This is a genomic window from Microbacterium sp. Z10_103 (assembly GCF_058310455.1).
In genome coordinates, this window is the sequence record NZ_JBZEGK010000001.1 from 2,324,247 (window position 1) to 2,337,447 (window position 13,201).

Sequence of the window (13,201 nt, forward strand, 5' to 3'; positions counted from 1 at the left end):
TTAGCGTGCTTAACATGAATAAGCGAGAGTATCGCATGTCGGCACGTGCGGATGCGGCAGAGCGGACGGCGGAGCGCATCGTGGACGCAATGCTCGCGCTGCTGCGCACCACGCCCTACGAGCGCGTCCGCCTCGAGGACGTGGCCGCGGATGCCGATGTCACCGTGCAGACGGTGATCCGCAGGTTCGGCAGCAAGGCCGCGCTCATGACCACGACGGTGGAGCGCGAGCTCAGCCGCATCGCCGCGAAGCGCGAAGCGGCGTCGCGGTCGACTGCGGCAGACACGATCGCCGCGCTCGTCGAGCACTACGAGGACTACGGCTTGCTCATCCTCAAGACGTACGCCGAGGCGCCACTCGTCGCGGGGCTCCCCGAGATCGTCGCGCGAGGACGCGCCTACCACGTCGACTGGTGCCGCCGCACGTTCGCGGAGCACCTGGACCCGGCGCTCGATGCGCCGACGCTCGTTCGCCGCTCCGCTCAGATCGTGGCATTGTGCGATGCCACGACGTGGCGGGTACTGCGCGTCGACGGGGGCCTCGATGCATCCGGTACCGAAAGAGCGATCGCCGAGTTACTCATCCCGCTTCTGCGTCACCCGGGGGCGCTGGCCCCCTGAGCTGGACGCCGGCAGCCTCGTTCACGGCACGGGCACGGGCACGTCGAGCGCCGCATCTCCCCCGAGCCTCGACTCCGCGCCGGCTGGATCAGTCCTCGGCGACATCCACTTCGGGCTGCGGCGGCTCGGGTGGATCGACGATCTGCTGCTCCTCGAAGACGTCGTCGTGACGGTCGTCGGGGGCGCTGTCTGCGGTGTGGGACATGTCTCGACCATACGAGTGGCACTCCGGGCGCCGCGGGGGCTTGACGCTCGACCGTAACGGCGGGAGGCCCCGGGCGCAGTATGGTGCGACCGGAGGAACTCATGAGACGCGGGTCCAACCTGCCGGCGGTCGGCACCTACAATCAGACGCTCGTGCTCGACCTCATCCGGCGAGCACCCGAGGGCATCAGCCGCATCGAGCTCGCGGCGCGCACCGGATTATCCGCCCAGACGCTCAGCAACGTCGCTCGGCGGCTGGTGAACGAAGGCTGGATCGTGGAGGGGACGCCCATCGCGGCGGGCCCGGGCAAGCCGCGCACGCCGCTGCGGCTGGATCCTGCGGCGCGCTGCGCCGTCGGCATCCATCTCGACCCCGCCGTCGACACGTTCGTGGCGGTCGACCTCACCGGCGCGGTGATCGCCCACGCCGAGCACACTCCCCGGCAGACAGGCACGGCCGAAGATCTGGTCGCGGATCTCACCCGCGCCGTGGAGGAGCTGCTCGCCGCCGCAGGGCTGCCGCGCGACCGTGTGCTGGGGATCGGCGTCGCCGCCCCCGGACCCCTCGACTCCGCGCGCGGCGTTCTCTTCGAACCGCCGCTCCTGGTGCCGGCGTGGCGTCACGTGCATCTGCGCGAGCGGCTGCAGGAGGCAACGGGCCTGGCCGTGACGGTCGAGAAGGATGTCGTGGCCGCGATGGTCGGCGAGCTGTGGACCGACGCGAATCAGGACCTCGACGATGCGATCTTCGTCTACTACGGAGCCGGGGTCGGGGTGGGACTCGCGATGGATGGCACGCCACTTCGCGGGCGCACGGGCAACGCGGGCGACGTGGCCCACCTCGTCGTCGAGCTCGAGGGACCATCGTGTGCCTGTGGGCAACGGGGATGCCTCGGTGCGGCCATCGCCCCGGAGCGCCTGCTCGTCGACGGCGGCGTGCTCGCCCCCGGGGCCTCCCCCACCGCCCCTGAGCTGCGCGCTCACCTCGCCACGCTCACCCAGCGCGCGATGCACGGCGATCCTGCCGCCGTCGCGGCGGTAGAGCGCGCCGGCGAGAATCTCGCTCGGGCGGTCGTACAGGTCAACAACCTTCTCGATGCCGACGTGGTGGTCGTCGGCGGACCGCTGTGGAGCCTGCTCGCCGCAGCCGGCCGCCCCGTGCTGCAAAGCGCGGTGGCCGCGAGCCGCGCCACCGCGACGGTGCGCGGCATCCGACTGCTCGAGAGCTCCCTCGGCACGGACGTCGCGGCCGTGGGCGCCGCCTGCCTGGTGCTCGATTCGGCTCTCACCGCACGACCCACCGATCTGATGATCGCGTCCCGCTGAGGGCGACTCCGACCCGGAGAACCCTTGTCTATTTAATCCATTTGGTTTAGAAAAGACGTGCGCACCCCAACGTGCGTCTGGAAAAGCGAAGGAGCTTTGACCGTGAAGAGATCGAAGGCGGTTCTCGCGATCGCGGGGACGACCGCGTTCGCACTGGCGCTCGGGGGCTGCGGGGCGAGCGGCGAGGGCGGCGGGTCTGACGACACCATCCGGGTGGCGTACCAGAAGACCACGTCGTTTACGGCGATGGACGAACTCATGAAGCTCACGAAGGAGGAGTACGAGGAGGCTCACCCCGGGGCGACGGTCGAGCTCGTCCCGATCGAAGCCGAGCAGGACCAGTACTTCACCAAGCTCGCCCTCATGAATGGCTCGCCCGACACCGCTCCCGACGTGATCTACGAAGACACCTTCCAGATCCGCTCCGATGCCGCGGCCGGCTACCTGCAGCCCATCGACGACTTCGTGGCCGACTGGGACCAGTGGGATCAGTACGACGACGGCGCCCGCCAGGCGGGTCTGGGCGACGACGGCAAGACCTACGGCATCTCCCTCGGCACCGATACCCGTGGCCTCTACTTCAACAAGCAGATCCTCACGGACGCAGGCCTCCCCGAGGACTGGGCACCGACGAGCTGGGAGGACGTCCTCGATGCCGCCCGTGCTGTGAAGGAGAGCGACCCCGACGTCATCCCGTTCAACGTCTACGCATCGCAGGCGCTCGGCGAGGCGACCTCGATGCAGGGCTTCGAGATGTTGCTGTACGGCACGGAGGACGAACTGATGGACACCGATTCGAACAGGTGGCTGACCGGGTCACAAGGTTTCCTCGATGCGCTGCAGTTCTACCAGACGGTCGCCGATGAAGAACTCGGCCCCGACCCTGCGCAGGCGCTCGACGCGGGCTGGGGGACGAAGGTCAGCACCGAGCTGCTCCCCCAAGGCGGCATCGCGATCGCGCTCGACGGCTCCTGGCTGCCCAGCAACTGGATCAACGGCGAGAACGCCTGGCCGGAGTGGGAGGAGACGCTCGGATTCGCCGCCATGCCCACCCAGGACGGCGGCGGCGACGGCTTCACCTCCATGTCGGGGGGATGGACGCTCGCGATGGGTGCGAACGCGTCCGACCCGCAGGCGGCCTTCGACTTCATGGCACAGGCCCTCACCTTCGACAATGCACTGACGTACCACCAGGAAGCGGGCCAGATCGCCGTGCGGAAGGACGTCGCGGAGAGCCAGGAGTACCTCGACTTCAATCCCTCGTTCGAGTTCTTCTCCTCGCTGGTGCCTTACACGCACTTCCGCCCCGCGACGCCGGACTACTCACAGATCTCGTCCAACATCCCGGTCGCGACGGAGGCCGTCTTCACGGGGCAGGCCACTCCCGAGGAGGCCCAATCGGCATATGACTCGGCTCTGCTGGGCATCGTCGGCGAAGACAACACGCAGGCGGGATGACGTCGGGATGACCGCCACCGCCACACTCACCACAGGTGGCCGGCACCGCCCGGACCGGGGGGCCTCCTCCCGGCCCGGGCGTCCCGCCCGCACGGCCGCTCGGCTGCTGCCGCTGTTGCCTGCGACGCTGCTCCTGCTGGCGTTCATGTTGGGGCCGATCGTGTACTCGCTGTACGGCTCCCTCACCGACCGCGCCCTCACCGGACCGCGGGCCGCGGACCCGCAGTTCATCGGCCTGGCCAACTACGCCGAACTCATCGGGTCGCCGGAGTTCTGGCTCTCCCTCGGGCTCACCGTCATCTTCGTGCTCGCCTCGGCCGTGATCGGACAGAACGTGCTGGGCATGCTGCTGGCCGTCCTCATCAGGAGCTCGGTGAAACCGCTGCGCTCCCTCGTCGGCGGGCTCGTCGTGCTGGCCTGGGTGCTGCCCGAGATCGTCGCGGCCTTCGCGCTGTATGCCTTCTTCCAGACGGACGGGACGCTCAACACCTTCCTCGGCTGGTTCGGACTCGAAGGCACCAGCTGGCTGTACTACTTCCCGATGCTCTCGGTCATCCTCGCCAACATCTGGCGAGGCACCGCGTTCTCGATGATGGTCTACAACGCCGCGCTCTCGGAGGTGCCGCCCGAGCTGACAGAGGCGGCGACGATCGACGGGGCCGGCGCCTGGCAGCGATTCACCCATGTGACGCTCCCCGTCATTCGACGGTCGATCTCGACCAACCTCCTGCTGACCACCCTGCAGACCCTCGGCGTTTTCACCCTCATCTGGGTGATGACCGGCGGCGGCCCCGGCACCCAGTCCTCGACCCTGCCGGTCCTCGCCTACCAGGAGGCCTTCAAGTTCGCGCAGGTCGGATACGGCACCGCCGTCGCCACGGTCACCCTCCTGATCGGTGCCGTCTTCTCGGTGATGTACATCAAGATCCTCAAGCCGGAGGTGGACTGATGGCGGGCACCGCAGCGATCTCGGCGCCGCGCAAGGGACCGCAGACCATCCTGTCGTCGGTGATCCTGGCCGTGATCGGCGTCATCTTCCTCATCCCCCTGCTGTGGGTCGTCTTCGCGTCCTTCGACGGTGAGGCGAAGGTCACCATGAAGGTGCCCGTGACGTGGACGCTCGAGAACTACACCCAGGTCATGACCTGGGAACTGACATGGCAGCCGTTACTGAACTCGATCGTCATCTCCTTGGGCACGGCCGTGATCACCGTCGTCGCCGGCGTGCTCGCGGCATACCCGCTCTCGCGCTACGCGATGCGTTTCCAGAAGACCTTCATGTACGGGATCCTGTTCGGCACAGGTCTCCCCATCACCGCGATGATGGTGCCGGTCTACGCCCTGTTCGTGTCGTTCGGGCTGCTCGACTCGGTGTGGGGGGTCATCGTCTTCATGGCGGCGACGTCGCTGCCGATGGCGATCTGGATGCTGAAGAACTTCATGGATTCGGTGCCCATCTCGCTCGAAGAAGCGGCGTGGGTCGACGGCGCGGGATCGATGCAGGCGCTCGCGCGCATCGTCATCCCGCTCATGAGGCCCGGCATCGGCGTGGTGTTCATCTTCGTGTTCACCACGGCGTGGGGCAACTTCTTCGTCCCGTTCGTCTTGCTCTTCACCTCCTCGAAGGTCCCGGCTGCGGTGTCGATCTTCAACTTCTTCGGTCAATACGGCTCGGTCGCGTACGGGCAACTCGCCGCGTACTCCGTGATCTACGCCGCGCCGATGGTCGTGCTCTACGTTCTGGTCCAAAGGCTCTCCGGCGGCGCGTTCGCCCTTGCCGGCTCCGTCAAGGGCTGAATCGACCTCCCCTGTCATCCCGTAGAAAGGAACGCGATGCACGACCGCTCCGCCCTGGCCGCTCTCCGAGTCGAACGATTCATCCGCGAGCGACTCCTGCCCGCCGTGCACCGCGATGCACGACCGCTGCAGCTGGTGTGCTGGGACGCGCCCGGCGAACCCGTGACCATCGCCGAGGCCGCCGCCGGCGCCTACCGGCCGATTTCCGCCGGAGATCTCTGGGGGCGCCCCTGGGGGACGACGTGGTTCCGGGTGAGTGGTGGGGTACCGGACGACTGGCGGACGGACGACGGCGCACTGCCCGACGGCACGCGGGCCGAGCTCGTCGCCGACCTCGGATTCACCATGGGCCAGCCCGGCTTCCAATGCGAGGCGATGGTGTGGTCGGCCGGCGGAGAGCCGGTGCGCGCCATCGCGCCCCTCAACAACGCGGTCGTCGAGGCGGTCGCTCCCGACGGCACCATCGACGTGTACATCGAGGGGGCATCGAACCCGGATGTGGGGAGCCTCTTCAGCTTCGCGCCGACGCCTGTAGGTGACCCGCGCACCGCGGGTACCGACCCGGTCTACCGGTTGCGACACGTGGATGTGCGCCTGCGTGATCTGGAGGTGACGGCCCTCCTGGCCGACACCGTCACGCTGCACGGTCTCGCCGCGCAGCTGGACGCGGGCTCTCCGCGACGCGCCGACATCATCGTGGCGCTCGAGCGGATGATCGACACGGTCGACCCGACCGACGTCGCCGGGACCGCCGCCGCCGGCCGCGCCGCGCTCGCGCCCGTGCTCGCCAGCCCCGCCACCGCCAGTGCGCACACGCTCCACGCCGTCGGTCACGCGCACATCGACTCGGCCTGGCTCTGGCCGGTGCGCGAGACCGTGCGCAAGGTGGCCAGAACCTTCTCGAACGCACTGTCCCTGATGGACGAGAACCCCGACTTCGTCTTCGCCGCGTCGTCCGCGCAGCAGTATGCGTGGATGAAGGAGTACTACCCCGACCTGTTCGCGCGTATCCGCGCCCGTGTCGCCGAGGGCCGGTTCGTCCCGGTCGGCGGGATGTGGGTCGAGGCGGACACGAACATGCCCGGCAGCGAAGCACTCGCCCGACAATTCGTCGCCGGCAAGGGCTTCTTCCTTCGCGAGTTCGGCATCGATACTCCCGAGGTATGGCTGCCCGACTCGTTCGGCTTCACCGCCGCCCTGCCTCAGGTGGCCCGGGCAGCGGGCGCGCAGTGGTTCCTCACCCAGAAGATCTCGTGGAACGAGACCAACCGCATGCCGCATCACACGTTCCAGTGGGAGGGCATCGATGGCACCCGCTTGTTCACGCACTTCCCGCCCGTGGACACCTACAACTCGATCGTGTCGGCCGCGGAGCTGGCGCGCGCCGAGCGTAACTACGCGGACAAGGGACGCGGTACCGTCTCGCTCCTGCCCTACGGCTTCGGCGACGGTGGGGGCGGGCCCACGAGGGAGATGACGGAGGCCATCGCGCGGGCCGGCTCGCTCGAAGGATCCCCCCGCGTCGTCCACTCCACTCCGCGCCGGTTCTTCGAGGCCGCCGAGGCGGAGTATCCCGACCCGGAGGTGTGGGTGGGCGAGTTGTATCTCGAGTTCCACCGCGGAACCTACACGAGCCAGCTCGAGACGAAGAAGGGCAACCGCCGGAGCGAGCATCTCCTGCGCGAGGCCGAACTCTGGGCGACGACGGCCACGGTTCGGGTCGGCGCCGAGTATCCGACCGACCGTCTGGCGCGCGCCTGGGAGATCGTGCTGCTGCAGCAGTTCCACGACATCCTGCCTGGATCGTCGATCGCCTGGGTTCACCAGGACGCGGAGCGCAATTACGCCCACGTCGCGCGGGAGCTGGAGGACGTCATTGCGACCAGTCTCCGTCAGCTGGCCGGCGAGGGCACGCACACCCTGACCGTGAACGCCGCCCCGCACGCACGTGCCGGTGTGCCCGCCCTGGGCGTGGCACTCAGCACGCCACCCGCCCGCGTGACCCCGAGCGCGAGCGGGTCGCAGTGGATCCTCGACAACGGCGTCGTGCGAGTGGTCATCGACGAACGGGGGCTCGTGACATCCGCGGTCGATCTCGCCTCCGGGCGCGAAAGCGTCCCGCCCGGGACGGCCGGCGGGCTGCTGCAACTGCACCGCGACACCCCGACCCAGTGGGATGCATGGGATGTCGACGTGCATTACCGCTCGACCGTCACCGACCTCACGGGGACGGACCGCGTCTCAGTCGTGGACGACGAGGTCGTCGTCGAACGCTCGTTCGGCGCATCCCGTGTCGTCCAGCGCATCGCGCTGGACGCCGGATCGCGCACCGTGGACTTCACTTTCGACGTCGACTGGAACGAAACGCAGAAACTGCTCAAGCTCGCGTTCCCCGTCGACGTGCACACCGATCGCGCGACGTCCGAGATCCAGTTCGGCCACATCGATCGCGCCACGCATACGAACACGTCGTGGGATGCCGCGCGGTTCGAGACGGTGGCGCACCGGTGGGTCCGCGTCGCGGAACCGGGCTTCGGAGTGGCCGTCGTGAACGACTCCACCTATGGGCATGACGTCACGCGCGCGGCTCGCGCGGCCGGCGGTGGCACGATCTCGACGGTGCGCTTGTCGTTGATCCGAGCCGCGCTCTTCCCCGACCCGACACAGGATCAGGGCACCCACACCCTGCGCGTGGGTCTCGTGATCGGCGCCGACGTCGCGGATGCGGTGGTCGAGGGCTACCGCATCAATCTCCCGGAACGGGTACTGCCCGGAGCCGCCGCCACCGAGATCGCACCGCTCATCTCCGTCTCGGTCGCGCACTCGGACTCTCACGCCGACGAGGGCTCGGGGGTCGTCGTCGAAGCGGTCAAGCCGGCCGAAGACGGCAGCGGCGATGTCGTGGTGCGTTTGTACGAGGCGCTCGGACGCCGGATTGCGGCCACGGTCTCGACGGGATTCGCCGCGCACGGGGTGGCGGAGACCGATCTGCTCGAGCGCGTGACCACCGCATCCGCTCTGGTCGACGTGACCGCCGGCGAGGAACTCATCGCGACCCTGCACCTGCGACCCTTCCAGATCGTCACCCTGCGCTTCGCCCGCTGATCAGACACGGGTGATCGTCGACGACCTGCTCACGTTCGTCGCGGGCCTAGCGAGCTGATCGAGGGGGCAGGAGGTCAACGCACTCAGGTCGGAGCGGTGTGAGAATCGCTTCGGCAATGTCCTCCAGCTGCTCGAGCTGCCGATTCTCGAGAAGTGCGAACACGCGGGCGCGGACCTCCGCGACGTAGCCGGGTTCCACCTCCGCGAGAAGGCGCGCTCCCGATGGCGTCAGCCTCGCGAGGGTCTTCCGCGCGTCCGTGGGATCCGCGCTGCGCGCCAGGAGACTTCGTTTCTCCAATCGGCCGACGATCCGCGACAGATGCGACGGCGTCACGCTGGCGGTGGCAGCCAGGCGGCTCATGTGGATTTCGCGGTCCTCGCTGAGCGACAGACAGCGCAATACCCCGTACTCGGCGTGGCTGAGATCCGCGAACCGCTCCAGGTAGGTATCCAGTTCGGCGGGGAGCCACATCATGACGCCCACCAGTAGGGACCAGGTTCGATCCTCCTGCGGCGAGAGGCGATCTGCTGCGGACATGGTCACATCGTAGCGTTGCTTGCCGCGGAAAGTAATTCGGGATAGTGTTCCTTTCCGCAGCAAGTACTTGCTGCCTCATGCTCACCAGAAAGTTGAACTGTTATGCGCGCTGCCCGTTTCCACTCGTACGGTGCCCCCGATGTTCTCGTCGTCGAGGACGTGCCGGAACCTCATGCCGGTGCGGGTTCGGTTCGGATCAAGGTGCGCGCGACGAGCGTGAATCCGATCGACGTCGTCCTGCGCGCCGGCCACCTCGCGCAGGTCCTCCCCGTGACCCTGCCCGCCATCCCTGGCCGGGACGCCGTCGGTGTCGTCGACGAAGTCGGTCCGGGTGTGACGGACACGCGGGTGGGCGACCTCGTGTTCGGCCTGGGCGGGGTCACCGACGCCACCGCGGAGTTCGCGGTCCTGACTGCATGGAGCACCGTTCCTGAGAGCTGGTCGACGGCGCAGGCCGCCGCAGCAGGGCTCGCGTCCGCCACCGCCGCGGCCGTCATCGACGCTCTGGGTGACCTGAACGGCAAGACGTTGCTCATCGAGGGCGCTTCCGGTGCCGTCGGCACCGCTGCGGCAGCGTTCGCCCTCGCCGCCGGCGCCACCGTCATCGGCACGGGCCGCGAGAGCAACCATCCGCACCTGGAGTCGCTCGGTGTTCTTCCCACGGCATACGGCCCGGGGCTGGCGGAGCGCGTGGCCGTCCTCGCGCCGAGCGGCGTGGACGCAGCCCTGCATTCGGCCCCGTCCGACTCCCTGCCGGATCTGGTGAGCATCGTGGGGGTGGCCTCCCAGGTCGTCACCGTCATCGACCACCAGGGGGCCGCGCAGCTCGGCGCCACCTCGGTCAGCTCGCGCAACGACTCGGCGCTCCTGCGGTACGCCGCCGCGCTCGGGCGGGACGGGCTCTACACGCCCCGCGTCGACCACGAGTTCTCCTTGGCCGACATCGCCGAGGCTCACGCCCTGGCCGAAAACGGCGGCGGCAAGGTCGTCATCACACAGCCCTGATCCCCATGCCGTAGATCGAGCGCCCTCGCCCTCACCCTCGCACTCGCACTCGCACTCGCACTCGCGCTCGCACTCGCACTCGCACTGCCCGAGGTCTCGGTCAGATCGGGGTGTCCTGCACCCCGTCCTCTTCCGCGAGCGGTCGGTTGTCTTCCGGATCCGTGTCCGGTCCCGGCTCCAGGTCCGGCTCACCGGCGGAGGAGGTGTCGGGGTCCGGTCCGGATTCGATCGGCGCCCTCTCTCGGTCATCCATGCGGGAATTCCACCAGGCCGGATGTGCCGAGCGCTTCGGGCTTGACAGCGCAGCCGAGCCGCAGCATCCAGGCCCCTCCGCGCCGGAGTGTCAGCGCAGCGCCTTCGGCCACCGGTCGAGGGCCGCGTAGGCGGCGGTGCGCGGACCCGCTCTGGAGAGGAAGACGTCGTGGATGGCACCCTCGATCCGGGCGATCGTGACGAGCTCCCCGATGCGGGTCGCCGCGCGCGCGATGTCGTCGACGACGAGCACCGAGTCGGTGTCGGTCATCTCCTCCGTCCATCGGATCGGCGGCGTCGAGCGCGCGGACAGCAACACGAGGGCGGGGCATCCCACATCCACCCCTTCCGCGATGCGGCGGTGGCCCGCGAGGACGGCGGCCAGCCAGCGCGGATGAGTCGGGAACCCCCGCTCCGGACGCCATCCGTCCGCCGGGATCGGCAGCGAGCCGATCTCGCGCTGGGCCCGCGTGTAGAACCCGAGATCGACGACGGGCTGCGGGCCGAGCGGATCTATGCGGGCTCGCGCGTTGACGAGGGGGGTGAGCGCCTGCCGACCGATGGGGCCGATCTGGAGCTCGAGCCACGGGCTGTTCAGGACGAGCGCGGCGGCACGGTCGGGGTGTCGCGCGGCCCACAGGGTGAGCGTGAGGCCGCCGGTGGAGTGGCCGAGGAGGACCAGCCGACGCGTGCCGCGCTCCCCCTCCCCCATGACGCGAAGGGCCGCATCGATGTCGGCGTCGTAGTCGTCGAGCGAGTGGATATCACCCGGACGCTGACCCTCGCGAAGGCTTCTTCCGTACCGGCGCAGGTCGAGGGCGAAGAACCGGGCGCCCCGGTCTGCCCAGAAGCGGGCGAGCTCGACCTGGAAGAAGTAATCCGACCACCCGTGCACGTACAGCACGTCGATGTCGCGCAGTGCCCCCAACAGGCGAGCCGGTGGCGACGGGATGCTGCGCACAAGCGTCGCGGTGATCTCCTCGCCGTCCTCCCGGCCGAGGGGCAGGGTGCGTTGCTCGAAACCCGGCCCGAGCAGGTCGGGCACCCACCCTGCGTTCATGCCGCCAGCCTAGGGCTGGGCCGGCGGGACGTGTCCGGTCCGGGACTTGGTGCCTGGGGGTGGGCAGGTGCGGTGCGGTTCTCCCGGGGCGGTCAGGTTCTCCGGGGGCGGGGGCGGCCCCGGGGGTCTCGGGGCCCGGTGCCGCCCGCGGGCAACCCGGGAGGAGATGTGCCTTCGGGAGGCGGAGTCCCCAACATCCGCCCCTCCCCACACGCCATCTCCTCCCGAACCGCCCGGCTCCCGGCGCGACAGCTCCCCCGCGGCGGGGCGGGAGTGTGCCCGCGGGCAACCCGGGAGGAGATGTGCCATCGGGAGGCGGAGCCCCCAACATCCGCCCCTCCCCACACGCCATCTCCTCCCGAACCGCCCGCTTCCCGGCGCGACGGCGCCGCCGCGGCGGGGGCTTGCACACCGAGACACCCGCCATCTCGGTGTCAGTCATGCCGCGAGATGCAGACCCTGAGCGACGGCTCGCATGATGCGGTCCTGCACCGCCGCCCAGTCATCGATGACGGCGGCATATCCGACGCGGATGACGTGGTACCCCCTCAACGTCAGCTCAGCGTCGTGGGCGATGTCGGATTCGCGCTGGGCTCCGACGTGGTGGCCACCGTCGATCTGCAGAACGAGGCAATCACCGATGAGGAGATCTACCGGGCGGCCTGCGATCCACACTTGTCGGCGCAGTGGAAGCCGCATCCATCGCAGACGGGGTACGACGAACGTCTCCAGTCCAGAGTCGGCGAACGGTGTTGCCTCTTCGCAGAGCCGTCTCGCGTCCGGTCGAAGGGTAAGGCGCTGAAGCGCCCGTTTGTCGGCCATCCCCTGGCGCAGCGCCGACTCCCAGATCGCCAGCGCGACCTCGTGCGGCTGGCACGATGCCACCGCCGCGAGGAGGTTCTCGATGCCGTCGACGAGGGCACCGGGATGCCGAGGCACGACCGGCGCGGCCCAGTGCACGACCGTGTCCCGCGCGACGTCGATGTGGCCCGCGTGTGCCGGAGCAGCCACGTGCGGCCGGTCATCCCCGAACACCCATAAGCCGAGCCGCCGGGCCTGCGTGACGCAGGTGAGGACGACGCCCGCTCGAGCGGCGGACACCAGGTAGGGATCGGCATCCGGGGTCGCCACCCATCCGCGCCGCACCCGCACGATCTCCCCGCGTGCCAGGGCGGCCTCCACGCGGCGGCGGGAGAACCCACTGTCGCGCAACGTGGATACGCGCGAAACGCCGCCTTGGCTTCTGATCGATTCCGCAAGTGAGAGCATCCCGCCATCGTCGCGGCCGTGGGATGCCCGCGGACGCTCGATGGGGCAGCCCGTGTAAGAAACCCGTCAGCGGCCGACTGGGGAGGACGAGTGGGGGGTTCGGGTTCGGGTTCGGGTGCGCCGGGCGCCGGCTCGGGCTCGGGCTCGGGTTCGCCGGGGCGAGCGCCTAGGGAGGAGAAGTGCATTACGGAGGACCAAAAATCCCCAGATCCACCCTCCCCCAAGCGCCATCTCCTCCCGAAGAGCACGGGTGGGGACCAGGCGGACTCCGGTGCGGCGCCGGGGCGAGCACCCAGGGAGGAGAAGTGCAATACGGAGGACCCAAATCCCCAGACCCACCCTCCCCAAGCGCCATCCCCTCCCGAAGAGCACGGGAGCGGGCCAGGCGGGGTCCGATGCGGGCGCCGGGGCGAGCACCCAGGGAGGAGAAGTGCACTACGGAGGACCCAAACCCGCAGATCCACCCTCCCCAAGCGCCATCCCCTCCCGAAGAGCACGGGAGCGGGCCAGGCGGGGTCCGGTGTGGCGCCGGGGCGAGCGCCCAGGGAGGAGAAGTGCACTACGGAG

General features: G+C 69.2%; 11 protein-coding genes. 7 read left to right on the top strand and 4 right to left on the bottom strand.

The window, feature by feature from the left end:
* The first annotated feature begins 14 nt into the window (after positions 1-14).
* The 6 genes from AC4FS2_RS11330 to AC4FS2_RS11355 all read left to right on the top strand — a co-directional run bounded on the left by AC4FS2_RS11330 (position 15) and on the right by AC4FS2_RS11355 (position 8,510).
* The gene (locus AC4FS2_RS11330) at positions 15-620 is read left to right on the top strand and encodes a TetR/AcrR family transcriptional regulator (RefSeq protein WP_491156753.1); all 606 of its coding nucleotides are present in this window, start codon (positions 15-17) and stop codon (positions 618-620) included.
* A 306-nt stretch (positions 621-926) separates the two neighbouring features.
* On the top strand, positions 927-2,150 hold the full coding sequence (locus tag AC4FS2_RS11335) for an ROK family transcriptional regulator (RefSeq protein WP_491156752.1): 1,224 nt from the start codon (positions 927-929) through the stop codon (positions 2,148-2,150).
* Between the two features lie 102 nt (positions 2,151-2,252).
* Complete coding sequence (locus tag AC4FS2_RS11340; RefSeq protein WP_491156751.1) at positions 2,253-3,608, top strand: extracellular solute-binding protein; 1,356 nt, start codon at positions 2,253-2,255, stop codon at positions 3,606-3,608.
* Between the two features lie 7 nt (positions 3,609-3,615).
* Positions 3,616-4,557 (top strand): carbohydrate ABC transporter permease, encoded by a 942-nt coding sequence (locus tag AC4FS2_RS11345; RefSeq protein ID WP_491156750.1) that lies wholly within the window; start codon positions 3,616-3,618, stop codon positions 4,555-4,557.
* Positions 4,557-5,405, top strand: a complete 849-nt coding sequence (locus AC4FS2_RS11350; RefSeq protein WP_491156749.1) for a carbohydrate ABC transporter permease — start codon at positions 4,557-4,559, stop codon at positions 5,403-5,405. The genes AC4FS2_RS11345 and AC4FS2_RS11350 overlap by 1 nt, the downstream gene beginning before the upstream one ends.
* Positions 5,406-5,441: 36 nt before the next feature.
* Positions 5,442-8,510, top strand: a complete 3,069-nt coding sequence (locus tag AC4FS2_RS11355; protein WP_491156748.1) for an alpha-mannosidase — start codon at positions 5,442-5,444, stop codon at positions 8,508-8,510.
* 46 nt (positions 8,511-8,556) lie between these two features.
* Here the strand turns inward: AC4FS2_RS11355 and AC4FS2_RS11360 are convergent, their stop codons facing one another.
* Positions 8,557-9,048: a MarR family winged helix-turn-helix transcriptional regulator gene (locus AC4FS2_RS11360; protein WP_491156747.1), complete on the bottom strand. Its 492-nt coding sequence runs from the start codon at positions 9,046-9,048 to the stop codon at positions 8,557-8,559.
* Between the two features lie 102 nt (positions 9,049-9,150).
* Here AC4FS2_RS11360 and AC4FS2_RS11365 point away from each other — a divergent pair, with 102 nt between their 5' ends.
* On the top strand, positions 9,151-10,053 hold the full coding sequence (locus tag AC4FS2_RS11365; RefSeq protein WP_491156746.1) for an NADP-dependent oxidoreductase: 903 nt from the start codon (positions 9,151-9,153) through the stop codon (positions 10,051-10,053).
* 100 nt (positions 10,054-10,153) lie between these two features.
* Here the strand turns inward: AC4FS2_RS11365 and AC4FS2_RS11370 are convergent, their stop codons facing one another.
* From AC4FS2_RS11370 to AC4FS2_RS11380, 3 genes are all read right to left on the bottom strand, one after another.
* The gene (locus AC4FS2_RS11370) at positions 10,154-10,306 is read right to left on the bottom strand and encodes a hypothetical protein (protein WP_491156745.1); all 153 of its coding nucleotides are present in this window, start codon (positions 10,304-10,306) and stop codon (positions 10,154-10,156) included.
* 90 nt (positions 10,307-10,396) lie between these two features.
* Positions 10,397-11,365 carry an alpha/beta hydrolase gene (locus AC4FS2_RS11375; protein WP_491156744.1) on the bottom strand — a complete coding sequence of 323 codons (969 nt, stop codon included), beginning with the start codon at positions 11,363-11,365 and terminating at the stop codon, positions 10,397-10,399.
* A gap of 438 nt (positions 11,366-11,803) precedes the next feature.
* Positions 11,804-12,634, bottom strand: coding sequence for a DUF559 domain-containing protein (locus tag AC4FS2_RS11380; RefSeq protein ID WP_491156743.1), 831 nt, complete (start codon positions 12,632-12,634; stop codon positions 11,804-11,806).
* Positions 12,635-13,201: the final 567 nt, after the last annotated feature.